Annotated in this window: 14 protein-coding genes and 1 tRNA gene; 7 read left to right on the top strand and 8 right to left on the bottom strand. The window is 51.6% G+C overall.

What is annotated here, in order from left to right; genetic code table 11:
- Positions 1-20 precede the first annotated feature (20 nt).
- From AWR27_RS03045 to AWR27_RS03035, 3 genes are all read right to left on the bottom strand, one after another.
- Entirely contained in the window at positions 21-1235 is a 1215-nt protein-coding gene (locus tag AWR27_RS03045; RefSeq protein ID WP_077129839.1) for an aldose epimerase family protein, read from the bottom strand.
- Positions 1236-1330: 95 nt separating this feature from the next.
- On the bottom strand, positions 1331-2368 hold the full coding sequence (locus AWR27_RS03040; protein ID WP_077129838.1) for a glycoside hydrolase family 43 protein: 1038 nt from the start codon (positions 2366-2368) through the stop codon (positions 1331-1333).
- A 90-nt stretch (positions 2369-2458) separates the two neighbouring features.
- A complete protein-coding gene (locus AWR27_RS03035; protein WP_077129837.1) occupies positions 2459-7141 on the bottom strand; it encodes a translocation/assembly module TamB domain-containing protein in 4683 nt (1560 codons plus the stop codon).
- 118 nt (positions 7142-7259) lie between these two features.
- Here AWR27_RS03035 and tsaD point away from each other — a divergent pair, with 118 nt between their 5' ends.
- From tsaD to AWR27_RS03020, 3 genes are all read left to right on the top strand, one after another.
- Positions 7260-8258, top strand: coding sequence for a tRNA (adenosine(37)-N6)-threonylcarbamoyltransferase complex transferase subunit TsaD (gene tsaD / locus AWR27_RS03030; protein WP_077129836.1), 999 nt, complete (start codon positions 7260-7262; stop codon positions 8256-8258).
- A gap of 85 nt (positions 8259-8343) precedes the next feature.
- Positions 8344-9195: an MOSC domain-containing protein gene (locus AWR27_RS03025; protein WP_077129835.1), complete on the top strand. Its 852-nt coding sequence runs from the start codon at positions 8344-8346 to the stop codon at positions 9193-9195.
- Between the two features lie 22 nt (positions 9196-9217).
- Positions 9218-10060 carry a UbiA prenyltransferase family protein gene (locus AWR27_RS03020; RefSeq protein ID WP_077129834.1) on the top strand — a complete coding sequence of 281 codons (843 nt, stop codon included), beginning with the start codon at positions 9218-9220 and terminating at the stop codon, positions 10058-10060.
- On the opposite strand, the gene AWR27_RS03015 is transcribed toward AWR27_RS03020, so the two are convergent.
- Together AWR27_RS03015 and AWR27_RS03010 are read right to left on the bottom strand one after the other, a co-directional pair.
- The gene (locus AWR27_RS03015; protein WP_077129833.1) at positions 10009-10986 is read right to left on the bottom strand and encodes an alpha/beta fold hydrolase; all 978 of its coding nucleotides are present in this window, start codon (positions 10984-10986) and stop codon (positions 10009-10011) included. The genes AWR27_RS03020 and AWR27_RS03015 overlap by 52 nt on opposite strands.
- Positions 10987-11083: 97 nt before the next feature.
- A complete protein-coding gene (locus tag AWR27_RS03010; protein ID WP_077129832.1) occupies positions 11084-11626 on the bottom strand; it encodes a PAS domain-containing protein in 543 nt (180 codons plus the stop codon).
- Positions 11627-11884: 258 nt separating this feature from the next.
- Here AWR27_RS03010 and AWR27_RS03005 point away from each other — a divergent pair.
- Positions 11885-11958 (top strand) — tRNA-Asp (locus tag AWR27_RS03005).
- A gap of 78 nt (positions 11959-12036) precedes the next feature.
- Here AWR27_RS03005 and AWR27_RS03000 read toward each other — a convergent pair.
- Positions 12037-12798 carry an FkbM family methyltransferase gene (locus AWR27_RS03000; protein WP_198045094.1) on the bottom strand — a complete coding sequence of 254 codons (762 nt, stop codon included), beginning with the start codon at positions 12796-12798 and terminating at the stop codon, positions 12037-12039.
- A 312-nt stretch (positions 12799-13110) separates the two neighbouring features.
- Here AWR27_RS03000 and AWR27_RS02995 point away from each other — a divergent pair, with 312 nt between their 5' ends.
- The gene (locus AWR27_RS02995; RefSeq protein WP_077129830.1) at positions 13111-15465 is read left to right on the top strand and encodes an efflux RND transporter permease subunit; all 2355 of its coding nucleotides are present in this window, start codon (positions 13111-13113) and stop codon (positions 15463-15465) included.
- 22 nt (positions 15466-15487) lie between these two features.
- On the opposite strand, the gene AWR27_RS02990 is transcribed toward AWR27_RS02995, so the two are convergent.
- The gene (locus AWR27_RS02990; protein ID WP_335695407.1) at positions 15488-15727 is read right to left on the bottom strand and encodes a DUF4286 family protein; all 240 of its coding nucleotides are present in this window, start codon (positions 15725-15727) and stop codon (positions 15488-15490) included.
- A gap of 150 nt (positions 15728-15877) precedes the next feature.
- Between AWR27_RS02990 and AWR27_RS02985 the strand changes: the two genes are divergently transcribed.
- Both AWR27_RS02985 and AWR27_RS02980 read left to right on the top strand, forming a co-directional pair.
- On the top strand, positions 15878-16312 hold the full coding sequence (locus AWR27_RS02985) for a cytochrome B (protein ID WP_077129829.1): 435 nt from the start codon (positions 15878-15880) through the stop codon (positions 16310-16312).
- A gap of 161 nt (positions 16313-16473) precedes the next feature.
- The gene (locus AWR27_RS02980; protein ID WP_077129828.1) at positions 16474-17028 is read left to right on the top strand and encodes a C40 family peptidase; all 555 of its coding nucleotides are present in this window, start codon (positions 16474-16476) and stop codon (positions 17026-17028) included.
- Between the two features lie 60 nt (positions 17029-17088).
- Here the strand turns inward: AWR27_RS02980 and argB are convergent, their stop codons facing one another.
- Positions 17089-17874 (bottom strand): acetylglutamate kinase, encoded by a 786-nt coding sequence (gene argB / locus AWR27_RS02975; RefSeq protein ID WP_077129827.1) that lies wholly within the window; start codon positions 17872-17874, stop codon positions 17089-17091.
- Between the last annotated feature and the right edge of the window lie 66 nt (positions 17875-17940).

The raw sequence follows: 17940 nt of genomic DNA, 5'->3' as shown, positions 1-17940 counted from the left end.
AACACGTTGAAATTACCCCCTTACTTCGCCACCGAAAAGCGATACTCGGTGGTTTGTTTATAGGTCTGCCCCGGTCGTAGAATAGTGTTGGGATAGGTCGGGTGATTGGGCGAATCGGGGTAATGCTGGGCTTCGAGCGCGAAAGCTTCACGGTAGCCAATGGCCTTGCCATACTTGCCCGTATCGGCTCCTTTGAAGAAATTACCCCCATAAAACTGCATAGCCGGTTCGGTGGTGAGCACTTCCATCCGAATGCCCGACTGATCGCCCGTAATCTCGACACCCTTCGCCAAACCGCCCGACTTTTTATTGAGCACAAAATTATGGTCGTAGCCTGCACCGAAGGTGAGTTGTTCATTCTTGTCATTCACCCGCTTTCCAATGGCTGTTGGCGTCCGAAAATCGAATGGTGTGCCTTCAACTGAAATAGGTTCGCCCTGCGGAATCAGTCCTTTATCAACTGCTGAAAACCGGTCCGCGTCAATCATCAGCACATGGTTATTAATCGTGCCGCTGCCCTCGCCATTGAGGTTGAAAAAAGCGTGATTGGTTGGGTTGTAGGGCGTAGGCTTATCGGTGGTGGCGGTGTAGTCGATGCGCAGACCCTTAGTATCCGTAAGCGTGTATATCACTTTGGTTGTCACAGTGCCGGGAAAGCCGCCCTCTCCATCTTTTGAGACATACGTAAGTTCCAGCGATTTGTCGTCGATTTGTTTAGCGTCCCAGACCTGATTATGGAAACCTGTCGGACCAGCGTGCAGCGTGTTGCCGTTGTTGTTGAGTTCGGTCTGATACGCTTTTCCATCGATGGTGAACCTGCCTTTGGCGATGCGATTGCCGAACCGTCCGACAATTGGCCCGAAAAAGGATTCATTGGCCGCTTCGTAGGCTTTCAGCGTGGCAAAGCCCGGCACCACGTCGATGAGTTTTCCGGTTTTGTCCGGCACCAGCAAGCCCACTACGCGGGCACCAAAATTGGTAATGGCAACGTGCAGGTTGTCATTCTTCAGGATATGCAGCGTAACGGTTTTCCCGTTTTTCTCCCCACCAAAAGCTTTTGGGTCTGGTAGTTTGTAGTCGATCATAGTGGTTTGGGTGGCGGTATCGGCGTCGGGCGATCCGGCAGCGGGTGTATTCGCCAGTTCCGTGTCGGCTTCTTTCGTTTTGGTAGACGACTGGCAACCGGCCAGATGCAACAAGGCTACTACCGCAGCCGGAATCAGAAATTGTTTCATTTACTAAGTTCGTCAAATAGGTGTTTATCAAGTTCTTCCAGCCCAATCATGCCGTTCAGGTGGCTAACCGTCAATCTTTATCATCAATGTTTCCGCTATTCACCCGGCACGGGCATTGGCGTTTTGGGCATCGGCTTACCAAAGTTAGGCGAACCATCGGTCTGCCACGTAAACGGCTGAATGTGCGGAGCGCGTTTGTTGCCACAACCGTCGGTTTCTGACGGGTTAGCGTGGTAGATCATCCAGTTCTGCCCTTTACCATCCACAAAAAAACCGCCATGACCGGGTGCCCAGACGTTATTTTCCGACGATTGCACAAACACTGGCTGGGGCGATTTCGTCCAGTTCTTAGCCTTCAGCAAACTGCCACCCGTGTGTGTGAGCAGGCCGAGGCAGTAATCGAGCCAGCAGGCATTGGCCGAATACACGACAAAGAGCCGGTTCCCGTTTTGCAGAAATTCGGGGCCTTCGTTCACTAAAATCAACGGGGGTTCGCCGTTTTTCTGCTGCCATTCAATCGGCGTGGCTCCGTGCCGCTCCCAGGGCAGATCGGGCTGCGACAGTTTTACGCGTTTGCCGCGCATGGTCCACGGGTTTTTGAGTCGGGCCAAGTAAATATCCTGCCGTCCGTTTTTTTCGCCCTCCCAGCCCGACCAGGCCGCGTAGAGTTTGCCTTTGTGTTCGAGTACCGTTAGGTCAATGGCCCAATGGTCGCCGGGGTCGGCTAATTTGCCTTTCACGGTCCATTCGCCCTGAAACGGGTCGGCAGAAGGGTTTTCGAGTACCCAGATTCGATGGCTCAGGTTGTTGAGCGAGTCGGCGGCTACGTATACATACCACTTGCCCCGAACGAAGTGAATTTCGGGTGCCCAGAGTTCTTTAGAGTACGGTTTGCCAGGTGGGGGTGTAAAAATAATTTTCTTCTCGGCGTTGGCAAGGTCGGCCACGTTGCGCGTGCGCCAGAGCGTCAGATTGGTGCCGGTTGTGTTCATGTAATAATACCAGCCGTTCTGTTGCAGCACCCACGGGTCGGGTCCGGAGTTTTTGATGGGGTTGGTAAAGGTGCGCTGTTGGCTGAACACATAGCCGGGCAGCATGAACAGAGCAATCAGCCCATAAAGAGTAAATTTCATAATGGCAAAGGGTTCGTTACCAGCAAAAGAACGACCCGCCGGGTTTTACCCCGCCCGCCTTGCTGTTTTTCGGCCCGGTTCGCGTAAAACCTACCGGCTCGATACCGTTGTTACTGAAGCGGGGGCCGGGGCCGGAACTTTCGGTTCGTCGGCGGGTGGCTCGGTTGGTGCCAGGCCGGGGGTGGTGCGCTTGCCCCCAAAGAAGCGATTGAACGAGCGGGTATAGAGCAAACTAACACCCCCGCCCGTACTGATGATGCTATTAATGCTGTTCTGCGTTAGCACACTCTGCTGATTGCGGTTATACATTTTAGCCCGCAACCGCCCATCAGACGTAATGATGTATTCGAGCGTCCACTCGCCGAGCAAACTGGCGGCATTGTACTGGCTTTGGCCGTAGGTGAAGCCCCCGTCGCGACTGATACGCAGGCGGTCGTTCAGCAGCCGGTACGAGAATCGTAGTTGCAGGTTGTTGAGCAGGTTTTCGTTTTGCTGCGTACCCATCCCCGTAAATCCACCAAACGACACACCCACGTCGAGGTTCTCGTTCAGGTTCGAGGCCAGTCGGCTGATCTGGTTGGAGAGCAGCTCGCTCACGCTGTTTGCCACACCGGAGTTTACCTGATTCTGATCGAACAGGCTCATGCCTTCGGGCAGTAATTGATTGAATAACAAGACGCTGCTTACCTGCCGGGTTAGTTCCTGATCGTTGCTTTGCAGACGTGCCTTGAAGTTGATAACGGCCTGCCGGAAATCGGGCGAGGCCGGAAACTCTTTAATATCGAGATTATATGTGATAGTAGGCAAACCAAGTTCGCCATTCATTTTAATAAGCAGATCGACCGGATACCGGCGTGTCTGATCGTTGCGGGGCGTGGCCGACGAGCCATTTGGGGGCAGCAGCGGAGCCAGCGAGGTGTACTGTGTATAGGCCGCCGTTACGTCGAGCAGGGCACCGTAGGGGTCGCCGGTCCAGGTAATGCGGCTGTTGGGCCGTAGCTGAAACTTTTTGTTGATGATATTCTGAAACGTAAAGGTGTATTCACCCTTCTGAATTTCGTAGTTCCCCGTCATCGTAAAGTCGCCCTCGGTATCGACTTTCATACCAATTCGGCCCTGCCCATAGGCTTTGATAATGTCGCCCGTTTGGCGGTCCAACTGAATTTCGCAGTATGCGTCGGGCGTGATGTTGAAATTGAAATCCATCTGAATCCGCGACAGGTCAATTTCGCCCGAAGCGGCTTCATCGGGTGGCGTTCCGTTTGTTTTCGTGGCCGACGTGCTTACGAGCTTACCCGACGACAGGCTGGATACAAACCGAATCCGGTCGTCTGAATCAACTGTGGTGGCTCCATCGAGCGGAATGTAAATGCGGGTGCCTTTGTTGCTGGTAGCATTGGCCCTGATCGTCAGGTTATCGATTGGCCCGAACAGTTCGGCTTTACCCGTTACAACGGCCTGCCCATAGAATAGGTTATTATCTTTGGCACCCGTATTCATAATTCGGAAATTTTTCAGGTCGGCATCAAAACCGAGCGTGAAATAGCGGAAATTATCGTGATAGACGCCCCCGCGCAGTTGGGCCGTGTTACCGTTCGGGTCGCGTAGAGTAAGCCGCCGGGTAATGATTTCATTTTCGCCAAAATATACCTGATCGTCGAACGTAAAATCTGCTTTAAGATACTCGAAACGCCCGCGCCCGTTTTTCACGGCCAATGAACCAGTCAGGATAGGTGCTGCGGGGGTTCCCGTAATGGCAATTTGCCCGTTTGCCGTACCGCCGAGGTTCGTGAAAAGCCCCTCGGTCAACGATTCCAGGATTACCAGTTCAGCATCGTTGACGGTTGCCCGCAGTGCCAGCGGGTTCGTTCTGCGCTCAGGCGTGTAGTTGCCCGTCAGCGTCAGCACGTCGTTGCCGTTGCGATTTACATTGGCGTCGAGGTTGAGTTGCTGCCCCTGCTGGTCCCACTCGCCCCGGCCCCGCACATCGCCCAGCAGTGTATTCTGATACGATAATGCATTAACCGTCAGTTGACTCTCAATAATGGGCGTATGATATAAATCGCGTACAGAAGCTGTGCCGTTGAGGGTTCCGCCGAGGGTCGTGTTCAGCAGTGGATTGAGCGAAGCCAGCCGGAAATTTTGCGCCCCGATGTCGAGATGCTGTGCCGAATCGGCTGAAATCCGGCCCGACACCCGCACTAATTGATCCTGATTCAGCAACGATACGTTCCGAAGCGTATACTCGTCGCCCACCTTCCGAATAAGACTTTCGGGATTAAGTATCCAGTCGCCATCCAGCACACGCACGTCCGACTGGCGGAATGTCAGGTCGATGGCGTCCCCTTTGAATCGCAGTTCGCCGTTCAGCTTGGCGCGATTGGGGCTGTTGGCCTGTTCGATACTGCTGGTGAAAGTAATGTGATCTACACTCCACGACCCCTCGGCCTGCAACCGGCGCGTCGGCAACGACGAACTGAATGTTTGCCACTCCGACGTCAGCACCAACGACGCCAGCACGTCTTGCCCAAGTGTAAACTTCGAGGTTGTCAGATCAAGCTCGCTCGGCCCAAAACCAATAGCCCCGAACGCCACCGAATCCGTTTGCACGGTGGCCGTTAGAAACGACGTGTTATCAACCGTAAAGCGGCCTTCTACCTGCGTGCCGGGAGCTGCATAAACCGATGGCCCCAGAAACGCCAGCAACGGCTGAATCTGCTTCGTGATAAATTGATAATCAACACCATATCGACTTGAAGGCGTTTTATTCTGGGCCGACAATCGTTGTTTTTGCTCGTAGTAGGTACGCATGCCAACAGCATCGCCCGCAAAGTACATCTGGTATTCGCGAACTAATTGTGTCAGATCGCCGATGGTGCGCTGGAGTTCAAAACTGCCCTGCAACCGGGCTGTCAGAAAATCAGACTCCATGTCGAAATACCGCTGCATTACTACCGAATCGGTGCCAATACCGCGCCGTTCGATAGACGACACCAGCGTGAGTGTATCGGCACGCAGACTCCGCCGATTCAGGTTTACCTCGGCGTTCCGAAAAGCCGCACTACCTACCAGATCATCGAGATTGGTGCCTTCCAGCCGCACGTCAACGTCAGACCGCACCACGAGCGAATCGGTCAGGAAGCCCAACGCCCGCAGGTTGGCGTGCTGCACAGTGCCGCGCAGGTCGTACCGATTGCGGGGGGTGCTGAGGTCAAATTCGCCATCGAGGGCGAAGTCCAGATTTGGATCGCGGACCTCCATTTGCCCATTGAAAAACGCCTTTTGCAGATTACCACGCAGAACTACATTCCGATAGTCGTAGCCCTGCCAGCCAAAACGGCCCAGCCGCGCATCGACGTCTGCCGTAATGTGCGCCAGGTCGGTGCCACTCCCCGTAAGCCGCCCCTCACCGTCTATGGCACCAATCTGTTCAGATTCGTTAATTAACTGACCGAGGTTGAAGTTTTCACTTCGGAGATTGGCCGTGTAGGCCGTTTGCCCAGGGCGGTCAGCGAGTTTCAGCACCAGATTGCCCGTTACATTGCCGATGTCTGTACGAAACGCGCCTTTCGTTTTAAAATCATCGAACGCACCCGCAAAAGCTGCATTGAAAGCTACCGTACCGAGTTTCTGCACTACGCCATTAAACGACGAGTCGGGATAATATTGCCGAATGTCGGCCATGTTCACGAGCGAGGGCGTGAAGTTGAAATCGACCGTGGTTTTGTCGATGTCGGGCAAGCCCTTCCAGGCCAGATCGCCCGCCAGTCGGCTGCGCCCATTCGGGCCAAAGCGCAGGTCGGTATGGCTCAGCCGAAAATCGTTGACAGTACCGGTAAACGTGCCACTCAGCAGCCATGTTTCGTTTAGCTGACGCAGGTAATCCGAAAAATAACCGAGGTCTTTCGACGTTACTTCGCTGTCGTGGAAATGGGCTTTCATGAGCACCCGGCTGTTAAAATCACTAAAAGCCGAAGGACGGTCGTAGTAAAAAACCAGTTCGTTGCGAATAACCGAATTGCCAATGCGCGCATTCAGTTTCAGCAACTCCATTTTGGTATTGCAATACAGAAACTTGGTATCAATGCGCTTGATTGGTAGCCGGGAATCGCGGTCGACTCCCGTTAAGTTTCTGATGTCGAGCGCAATAGTATCGCCCAATACGAGCAGATTGCTGACGTCGGCGTTGAGGTGCTGAAGAGTAAAGTGGTTATAGTCGAACCAGTTTGCGTTACGCATCAGCGGTTCGCGCGGATCGGAAAGCGTATACGAACCGTCGGCCAGCACCACCCGCGCCACCGTAAACGGTACATTTTGATTCGGGATACTCGGTTTGGTGGGGTCAGCCGTTAGCTCTTCGATACGGGCAATGAAGTCGTCGAGGTTGGTATCGCCGTTGGCTGGATTTTTTATCATTAGAACGTGCGGCTGATACAACACCACTTCGTCTAAATGAATGTTATGCGCCGACGAGTCGATCAGGTTGCGTAGGTTATAATCGGCATCGAGCCGCCCAACAGTAATCATGGGTCGCCCCTGCCGGTCTTTGATTCGAACGCCTTCGAGTGTTAAAGAATCGAACCACTTGATAGAAACGTGTTGAATGTCGACCGGAAACAGCAGCTTTTCAGACACGCGCCGGGCCACTTCCTGTACTACTTTCGTTTGCACTGTCGGTATCTGTAGGGCCAGTATACCGCCGAACAATAACCCGACCAGCACGAGCGACAGGTAGAGCAGTGTTTTTAGCAATATGGCGACAAGCGAACGCACAGAAGTTTCACAGAGTGGTTTGTTTCAGGATTATTCCTTCGACAATTCTTCTTTGGAACGGTTTAGCAGTAAGTTTCCTTATGTAAGCTACAAAATTGAACATTAATTCGTTTCTACGGTGAATATAGTTGCAATTGAATCATCCTGCGACGAAACATCGGCAGCAGTCTTAGCCAACGGCCAAATTCGTTCCAATATTATTGCCACCCAGTTGATTCATGAGCAATACGGGGGTGTAGTACCCGAACTGGCTTCGCGGGCGCATCAACAGCACATTCTACCGGTAGTTGACCGAGCATTGGCCGACGCAGGTATTCCCAAACGTGACCTATCGGCAGTGGCGTTTACGCGTGGGCCGGGGCTGCTGGGGTCGCTGCTGGTGGGAGCATCATTTGCCAAAGCAATGGCTCTCGGGCTCAATATTCCACTCATCGAGGTCAACCATATGCAGGCACATATTCTGGCGCACTTCATTGAAGCACCCCGCCCGGCATTTCCGTTTCTGTGTCTTACCGTTAGCGGAGGTCATACGCAGTTGGTGCGCGTTGATGGGCCACTGACGATGACAGTAATCGGCCAAACGCAGGACGACGCCGTTGGTGAAGCCTTCGATAAATCGGCCAAACTGCTGGGTCTGCCCTACCCCGGCGGACCACTCATTGATCGCTACGCCAAAGACGGCAATCCGCTGGCATACCGCTTTCCAATGGGTGAGATGCCCGGTCTGGATTTTTCGTTCAGCGGCATCAAAACGGCCATTATGTACTTTCTGCGCGATAATACAAAGCAGAATCCCGACTTCATCAACCAACACCTTGCCAATATCTGCGCCAGCATTCAGCACACACTCGTGCAGATGCTGCTGACCAAACTGAAACGCGCTGCCCGCGAAACCGGGATTAGTCAGATTGCCATTGCCGGGGGTGTATCGGCCAACAGCGGCCTGCGTATGGCTGTCACGCAGGCTGGCCACGAACTTGGCTGGACGGTTTTTATTCCCCGTTTCGAATACTGCACCGATAATGCGGCTATGATTGCTATGGCGGCTCAGTTCAAATATGAAGCTGGTGAATTTACGGATCAGGCTATAAGCCCTATGCCACGTATGGAGTTATAGGTTATAAAGTTGTGTAGTTGGCTTCGCCGTTGGCTCCCAAGCCGTAACTTTACAACTTTATGTCAACCTCATAACTTTACACCGTTTGCAAATCTCTGCCCTCTACCTCTATCCGGTTAAGTCGCTTGGCGGCATTGCGGTAAACGAAGCCGTTGTCGATGCCAAAGGATTTCAGCATGATCGCCGGTTCATGCTCGTTGACCCCAACGGCATATTCATCACCCAGCGCAGCAACCCGCACATGGCCCTGATCGATGTATCGATAGAGAGCGATACGCTCTATGTCTGGCACCGGCATCGCCCCACCGACAGGCTAATGCTTGCTCTCGAACCCGACGCCACTGGCCTGCCCACGCTGCCAGTAACGATCTGGGACAGCGAGAACGTATCCGCCGTGCGTGTTGGTGCCGAAGCCGACCGCTGGTTTACCAACGTGCTCGGAAAACCCTGTCATCTGGTGTTTATGCCCGACAGCACCCGCCGAACCATTGACCTGACCTATGCCCGCCATACCGACGATGCCGTAAGCTTTGCCGATGGCTACCCGTATCTGCTAATCGGGCAGGCATCGCTCGATGACCTCAACCAACGCCTGCCCGAACCAATTGGTATCGAGCGGTTTCGGCCCAACATCGTTGTGAGTGGCAGTTTGCCGTTTGCCGAAGATAGCTGGGCGCATTTTCGTGTGGGCGAACTGGATATGTACGGCGTAAAGCCATGCGCCCGCTGCATACTGACCACTATCGACCCGGCCACCGGTCAGAAAGGAACTGAACCGCTGAAAACGCTGGCGGGCTACCGGCAATGGAAGCACAAAATTCTGTTTGGTCAGAATGTACTGGTCGAACCTAACACAAGTGGCTTGTTGCGGGTTGGTCAATCCGTAACGGTGGTGCGGCAGATAACCCCGTGGCTGGCCGCGCCCTCCCTCAGTTGATTACCGTTTACTACTTACCACTTTGCTTAGTTCTATCCGCAACGCCTATTATTTGAGTTTCCCCGTTGTATTGGGAGCCGTGCTATCGAACCGGATGGCAACCCGGCTGTCTGACGTGGAACCGGTACATTGGGCCACGCCCATTGTGCTGGCGTTGGCCGTATTTATTATTTATACCGTTGATCGGCTGCTCGATGTGCAAAAGCCCGGCCACCCACCTACAGCCCGCCACGCATTTCATCGCCGATATGCTCCACTGCTCTGGCGTGTAGTGGCCGGGGCCGCCGTGCTGGGCCTGATTCTGGTGTTTTTTTTACCAGGCAAGGTCGTTCGGTTCGGCATTGTGCTGGGCGGAATCTGCGCGGCCTACGTAGTGGCTGTCTTCCGGCTACCGGCGCGTCATCCGGCATTGCTGTTGAAAGAGCCGCTGGTGGCTGTACTCTATTCGGTAGCCATCTGGGGTAGTGTCTGGGTGCAGCGACCTTCGGTGAAAGGAGCAGAAGTTGTTCAGTTTCTGCTATTTACAGCAATTGCATTTCAGAACCTGATTCTGTTCGACGTGATGGAAACCCGCGAACGGCAGCGTCTGGCGCCCAATACTCCCGGTCTGTTTTCATTAGCTACTGAATTGGGGCTACGTCGGTGTGATACGCTCCTGCGCTGGCTCACGTTCGGCACCATAGCTATTGGCTTCGCGCTCTGCTTTTTCACCGACGACCGTTTTGCCCAACGGTCGGCTCTTATGTTAGGACTGATGAGCCTGACGCTCTACGGCATTCAGCGGTACCCGGATTATTTCCTGCGAAACGAACGTTACCGCTGGCTCGGCGATGGTGTATTCTGGATGCCCGCATTAGTGTTATAAGCCGTTTGCAAAGCCATGACTGGCTGATTAAGCTCACGTTTGGTCAGAATATCAATCAGAATTTGAGTCATGTACTCCCGCTTGTTGAACACAATGTCGTGTCTATTTTCGGGTAGCAGAAACTGCTTTACCCGCGCATTGGTGAGTTGCTTCTGGGCAAACGAAACGTTTGTTGGGTACACCAGTTCGTCGCGCTGACCATGTAGCATGGTTATGTTCGCTCTAATTTTCGACCAGTCGGGCAGTATAGCTTCCAACGCTCGCCGATGAGCCAATTTTTCGTCGTTGGCTAATCGTAGCAACGGTGGCACTCCCCACCGTAACAAGGGCGTATCGATCCAATGGCTAATGGGGTAAGTACGCTCCAGCCCCGGCCCCAGTGCCGATGATACAAACACCACATGATCAACGCGTTCCGGGTTATTCATTGCCAGCCGGGCAGCCACTGACCCGCCATACGACGATCCTACAATCATCAGATAGGAAACACTTTTATAGCGGTCGATAAGCGGTTGTAGCAGTTTGGCCTGCCGCACAATGGACGTTTCGACCCGGCCAAAATCGGAATATCCGTAGCCGGGCCGGTCAACCGCCACCAACTGCGCCCGATTGAGCAAGGTTGTATCTTTGAAAAAGGCGTTGAAAAACGACAGCGAACTGGGTGCGCCATGTACAAACAGCACCACAGGCTTACCGGGGCGGGCGGGCGTTTCCATAAACCGAATCGTACGCGGAGTAGCCGATAGCGTTCGGTCATTAACAGTGTAGCGCTGGATAGCAGGCTGAACCAACTGGTCGCGAAACTCGTCGGCCAGCTCCTGGTCAGTTTGTCGAAAATTAACAAACCAGGCGGTCACGACCAAGCCAACTGAAACGATGAGTATGGTAAATAAGGCCCAGCGCAGTGCGCGTAAGAAACGTGTCATAGTCATTGTGTGTATGACTATAACCACAAATTATTAGCCAAAGGTTTGAGAAGCTTCGTATACGGTCAACATTTTCCTGTGTAAAAACGGCTGTTTGCTAATAACTAATTTCGCTTTCAACGGCCAGAAAGTGCGTCAACTCACCCTGGCTGTTGTAGAGCGGGTCAATAGCAATGCGGCATGCGTAAGCTTCACCATTTTTACGATAGTTTAACAAACTCACTTTCACCGGATTGGCCCGGTCGAGCGAGGCACGTATACGCGCCACTTCGTTTGGGTCGGTATCAGGCCCTTGTAACATGCTGGGAGAGCGGCCAATGGCTTCGCCGTGCGCGTAGCCGGTCATGGACAGAAAACTCTGGCTGGTCCACAGAATAGTTTTCGACAGATCGGTTAATATGAACGTAAACCCGGCTTCCAGTTTTTTTACGTAGCCATTGCGCTGCCGACGGGGCATGGTCCAGTCAAAAATCTCGGTCAGTTGCCGAAACAACATGACTTCCCGCTGTTTGGCTCGTTGTTGTGCCCGGCTAAGCATAAATATCTCATAGCAGGCAACAGGGTAAGCCCGGCTCCCTTCCTGCCGGGTCTGACTATAACCCCGGTTTACTAATTCGACATATGATTCCGATGTAAGCATGTCAGAGGAAGGTTGTTATTCTTGAAAGATACAACACTGAAATGACAATTCCTAATTCTATTGTGGTTAATAAATGATGAACTATTCGTCAGTATAAAAAATTTTTTCGTCACAAAGCACCTGATTTCCAAGCAATCTCTTCTCATTCGGCAGATAATGGAAAAAGTTTTTTCGAGGCATGGCTTGCGTAGTCAGCCAGAATCCTCTACTTTTGTGCCACGATTAAGGAAGACGGCAACGTTAACAAATCGTAAAGTTGGTCTGGTAGTTCAGTTGGTTAGAATACCTGCCTGTCACGCAGGGGGTCGCGGGTTCGAGTCCCGTCCAGACCGCACTCAAAATGAAGCACTTAGCAGCAATGTTAAGTGCTTTTTGTTTGTGTACTGACATGATGTTTACCGGAAAGCGGTTTATGTCTCCGATTCTTGTGCTTTCAGGGCATCGAATACGTCCCGGCGCAAAAACGAACGCTTCATCGATTCAGTAGAGTGAATCAGCACATAGCCCGCTTTTTTGAGCTTGTTACAGGTTTTTCGGATACGGTAATGGAATCGTTTATCCTTGGCATTGTGCACTTCGTCGAACTCTACCAGAATTAGTTTTACATCGAGTTTATCTTCCAGAATAGTGTCGATCACCGTGTATTCGGCTCCTTCTATTTCAATTTTGACCAGGTCAATCGCTGTATGCCCCAATTGATTCATCAGGTTCGACAGCCGGTCAACCGGGGCTTCAATATATTTACCTGATTCCTTAAACAAATACACGGAGTGCGATGGGTAGCCTTCGCGGGGTGGCTCGTAAAACTTAAGAACACCTTTGTGGTCCCAAACGCCTATTTCAACAAACTGAATGTCGGCCAGTTGATCGGGTGTTATTCTATATGTAAACGGATTCTTTTCATGGATGGTTAGCCGTTGGTCTGTATGTGCCAATGCACGTAACTGCTGAAAGTGAAGAATACCTTCGGGCATCGGATCGAAAATGTAGACCCGTGCATCATAGCGAACCTTGAGTTCTGTGTCGAACGATATGTCTTCGCCAGCGCCAATACAGTAGCAAACCGACTCGCCCGTCAGGAAATGCTGCGGAACATAGTACCCGTGATAGGCCGAACCAATGTATTCTATCTGGGTAAGGGGTTCAACACCCTGCTGGGGATCAATACCCAAAACTTTTTTAATAACTTTTACTACGGCTGACATTTGCTTGAAAAAGAACTCAACAGAATCTTTCCGGCATGAAGTAGCAGGAAGCATTATACGCTGAAGAGGCAATAGTAAGCTATATTACTAACATAGAATTTACAGGATTATGGATTTATGCGTGAAGTCATAATTTTCTTATTCACTGCTCACCGGCATTACTCACATCAGTGCCAGCCAATTCTTTTGTAACTTGCGGGCAAATTTGCTCAATGTCTGCTGTGCCACCCTGTTCGTTTCGAATACACCCACAACAGCGTAGCACCTCGCCCACTTATCATGTTCTGGCACCTGATTTCCCGTTTTATTCTGGCGAATCGATTACCCCTTGTTGCCGTTGTGTTGCTTGGCACAGCCTTCATGGGGTATCAGACCAGCCGCGTTAAACTCTCCTACGAATTAGCCAAAATCCTGCCCGTTTCTGACCCCGAATATCAACGCTACGAAGTGTTTAAGAGTAAGTTCGGGCAAGACGGCAATGTGATGGTTATCGGCATCGAAACCGATAGTATGTATCGGCTGCCGTTTTTTAATGACTGGTATCGGCTAAATCAGCGCATTAAAGCTATAGGGGGTATTAAAGACGTAGTGGCGAATGCCAACCTTTATGATATTGTTCGCGACGATTCGGCGGGCCGGTTCCGCATTGTGCCGCTGGTGCCGCGCCCGCCCGCCACACAGGCTGAGGTCGATAGTCTCCGTGAAAAAATTAGTCGCCTGCCGTTTTACCGGGGCCTTGTGCAAGACAGTGCCGGTCGGGCACATCTGATGGCTATTACCTTCGATCAGAAGCAACTGAACACTAAAAATCGCATTGCTATCGTGCGTAATATAGAAGCCGTAGCCGATTCGTTCGGTACGAAGCACAACCTTTCCGTTCATCTGTCGGGAATGCCCTATATCCGCACCGAGTTCACCGCGAAGGTAAGCAGCGAATTAACCAAATTTATGTTACTGGCATTCGTGGTCACATCACTAATTCTGCTCTATTTTTTCCGGTCGCTGCTCGTTATGCTGGTGGCGGCTGTAGTGGTGGGCATCGGTGTGGTCTGGGTAACAGGCTACATCGTTTTATTTGGTTACGAGATCACCATTCTGACCGGGCTTATTCCGCCGTTGATTATTGTTATTGGCATTCCGAACGCTATTTTCCTGCTCAACCGCTACCACGAAGAACTCAACCGGGGGCGCGAAAAAGTAGAAGCCCTAAGGCTGGCAACCGAAAAAGTGGGCGAAACTACCTTCTTCGCCAACGTTACGACAAGCATTGGCTTTTTCGTGTTCTACTTCACCGGCAGCCCGTTGCTGCTGCAATTCGGGTTGGTAGCGGCTTGCGGTGTTATGACTACCTACATTGTTTCGCTGATTCTGATCCCGATAATTTTCAGCTACTTACCTGCCCCATCATCCAGACAGCGCGGGCATTTGGACCGCCGGAAAATCAACGGCTTTTTAACCTGGGTCGAGCGTTTGGTACGTACACGCCGGACAGCCATTTATGCGTTCATCGCCATCGTAACAGGCATTTCTGTTATTGGCGCACTGCGTATCAATGTCATTGGTTACGTAGTGGATGACTTACCCAAAAACGATCCGATTTATACCGATCTGAAGTTTATCGAAAGCCGCTTCAACGGTGTAATGCCCTTTGAAGTGAGTATCGACGCCAAACGGCCCGGTCGGGTGCTGACACCCCAGACGCTGACCAAAATTCGATTACTCGAACGTGAATTCAGCAAATACAGTGAATTTACGCGTCCGCTGTCGCTGGTAGAAGCGATTAAGTTTTTTTACCAGGGCTATCGCGGGGGCGATCCTAAATATTACGCCCTTCCCGGCGCACTCGAACTAAATAAATTAGGGAGTTACATGCCCCAGCTAAAAGGCTCCGAGAATCGATTTAAAGCCTATTTAGATAGCACCCGGCAATTTACCCGCGTCAGCTTTCAGATGCCCGACGTTGGCACAGTTCGTACCAATCAACTGCTGGCCGAACTACAACCTAAAGTTGATTCAATCTTTAACATCGACCGCGTTACCCAACAACGTGTGGCTGCTGGTGAGCAGTATGAGGTGCATATTACAGGCAACAGCGTGGTATTTACGAAGGGCAATGATTATCTGTTGCAAAACCTTGCCGAAAGCACCTTACTGGCAATTGGCCTGATTTCGATTATTCTGATAATTTTACTCCGCGACATTCGGTTGAGCCTTGTTGCAATTCTGCCGAGCATTGTGCCGCTTATCGTTACGGCGGGGCTAATGGGTTTTTTCAGCATCAACCTCAAACCCTCAACCATCCTGATCTTCAGCATCGCCTTCGGTATCTCATCCGACGGCACCATTTACTTCATCACCAAATACCGCGATGAACTCAAAAATGGCCGCAAAACGCTCGAACAGGCTATCTCGGCCACCATCCGCTATACGGGTCTGAGCATGTTCTACACGGCTATCATTCTATTTGCAGGCTTCGCTATTTTTACGGCCTCCACGTTTCAGGGGACCGTCGCGCTCGGCATTTTGGTGTCGATTACCCTGCTGATGGGCATGGCCTCAAACCTGATCCTGCTTCCTGCTTTTCTGTTAACGATGACTGATAAGCGACGGGCAGCAGCCGCGAAAACCACGTAATGGTGCAGCCACCCGTGCCTGCTTATAATTCTTCCAACAGGGTATCGAACGAGACGTATTGATTGGCAAATCGGTGATGAATGCGCTGCTGCATAGCGTCGGCGTGGCGGTTGAGGTACGTAAAGTAGTCTTCCATAGTCGCGAAATTGAGTTGAACCGAGTAGGTAACGCCCCCATTATCAAGCTCAGTGAGCAAACGCAGAATTTTGTGGCCCGTAGGCAATTCAGTTGCCATGACAGCGGGCAGGTAGAAGGTTCTCATCCAGCGAAGCCAGTCGGGGCAATATCGGTGGCTACGCTATAGGTGGTGTTATAAAGAATCATACCGGTCAAACCGCAGAAAGTCGGGATAAGTTGGCCGTTTGGTTGTTTCTTTGCTAAACGAAATCAATAATCAATCAACCTACGTCTCATGTATTCTGGATTAGTACATGCCCATTCGGGGCTTCGCTGGATTGCGCTTGTGTTGCTGGTGGCCGCTGTTGCCGTTGCTATAAGCAAATGGCAGGGCCGCAGCGGTTATACCGATGGCAACCGCAAACTGTACCTGTTCACGCTCATTGCCGTTCACACGCAGTTGCTGATTGGTCTGGTCTTGCTTTTTTTAAGCCCTAAAGTAAACTTCGGTCTATTAAGCGATAAGCTGTATCGTTTCTACACCGTAGAACATACTGTTGGTATGCTGCTCGCTATTGCGTTGGTCACGGTTGGCTACTCTCGCTCGAAGCGGGCTACAGATGCAACAACCAAACAACGATTAGTCGGCATTTTCTATGGCTTGGGCTTACTACTCATTCTGGCATCTATTCCGTGGCCGTTCCGCATTCCGGGTGCAGGCTGGTTTTAATTTCTACCGGAAAATAAAATCAATCCATTTAGTATCAGCAATTTAAAAAGTCTGGCATGAGATGTCAGGCTTTTTTTTGTGGAAATTTTTCCTCAAAAAGTTGGCAGTAAAAAATCGATTGCCTAATTTAGAACACCTAAAGCAGTACTTGACCTAATTTTATGACGAAAAAAATGCTCCTGACAGTATTTTATGCTGTCTCGTTCGGCATTGCCAACGCTCAGTCTGTATCTGCCGTAATTAATTCTGAACCCGCTGTAACACCTATACCCGCCGTAACTGTACCCAGTAAGCAGTTTTATGAGCAGATTCCGCTCGTAGGCAATGTAATCGATTTTGCCCGCAAGCATCTTGCCATCCGTTACCGTTCGGGCGGTACAAGCACGCGTGGATTCGATTGTTCGGGATTCACGCGTTTTTGTTTCAGCCATTTCGGTATTTCTCTGCCCCACTCCAGCGCAGCTCAAGGTAACGTTGGGCAGCCCATTTCCAAAGACGACGCCCAGCCAGGCGATTTAATTCTGTTTAAAGGCCATAGCGCGGGCGGTAGTCGCATCGGCCATGTTGGCCTGATCACTGAAGTTATTGGTGATCGAATCAAGTTTATTCATTCGGCCTGGAACGGGGGCGTGCGCTACGATTACCTCCACGCCAATTACTACCAACACCGATTTGTAGGTGTTCGGCGTGTTGTACATCTGCTGGCAGAAAAGTAAATCGGCTGGAAAGCCGCCCGACACGAGCAAACGCCTGCACCAGACGGCTTTCCAGCCGATTTACTGGCTTAAAACCGTACCCGCTCCCTGCTGGCTTACAGCCGCGCCCACCTCATCGGCATGGCAAATAATGACTTTGGCGACGCCATTTTGCAGAGCGGCAAAGGCGTTGTCTAACTTCGGGATCATGCCTTTGTTGATTGTTCCGGCAGCTTTGTATTCGGCGTAGAGCTTAGGCGTTAATTCGGCGATTACGCTGTCGTTATCATCAGGATCGGTCAGAACGCCTTTCTTCTCAAAACAATATACCAGTGTAACGGCATTGCGTTGGGTCATGTCGACGGCGATTGTCGAAGCCATTGTATCGGCGTTGGTATTGAGCAGACTGCCGGTTTGGTCGTAGGTGAGCGGGGCATACACGGGTGTCAGGCCCTGCATCAGCATCGCCTGAATCCGGCCCGAATCCACGTCAATTATATCGCCTACGAAGCCGTAATCAATCGCTGTAACGGGACGTTTCTGCGCCAGTACTGTACCCGCATCAGCTCCGGTAAGGCCAATGGCGTTTACCTCAAGCGTTTGCAGCTTCGCCACAATCTGCTTGTTAACCAACCCGCCGTAAACCATCGTCACCACGTCGAGCATAGGCTGGTCGGTAATACGGCGACCTTCGATCATAGTTGTTTGAACGCCTAATTTTTCGGCTACCTGTGTAGCAATTTTACCGCCCCCATGCACCAGAATTTTCGCGCCGGGCAGTTTGGCAAATGCGGTAAGGAACTGAGAAAGGGCTGCGGGGTTGTCGATGACGTTCCCGCCAATTTTGATGACTGTGAGTGGTGTCATTTTTGTTAAAACGCAGCGTTAACGAGGTATACGCAGCGGGCGCAAATAGGTCTCGGCGCCCTCTGC

Source organism: Spirosoma montaniterrae (genome assembly GCF_001988955.1).
Taxonomy (GTDB): Bacteria; Bacteroidota; Bacteroidia; order Cytophagales; family Spirosomataceae; genus Spirosoma; species Spirosoma montaniterrae.
This window is presented reverse-complemented; position numbering and strand designations above follow the sequence as displayed.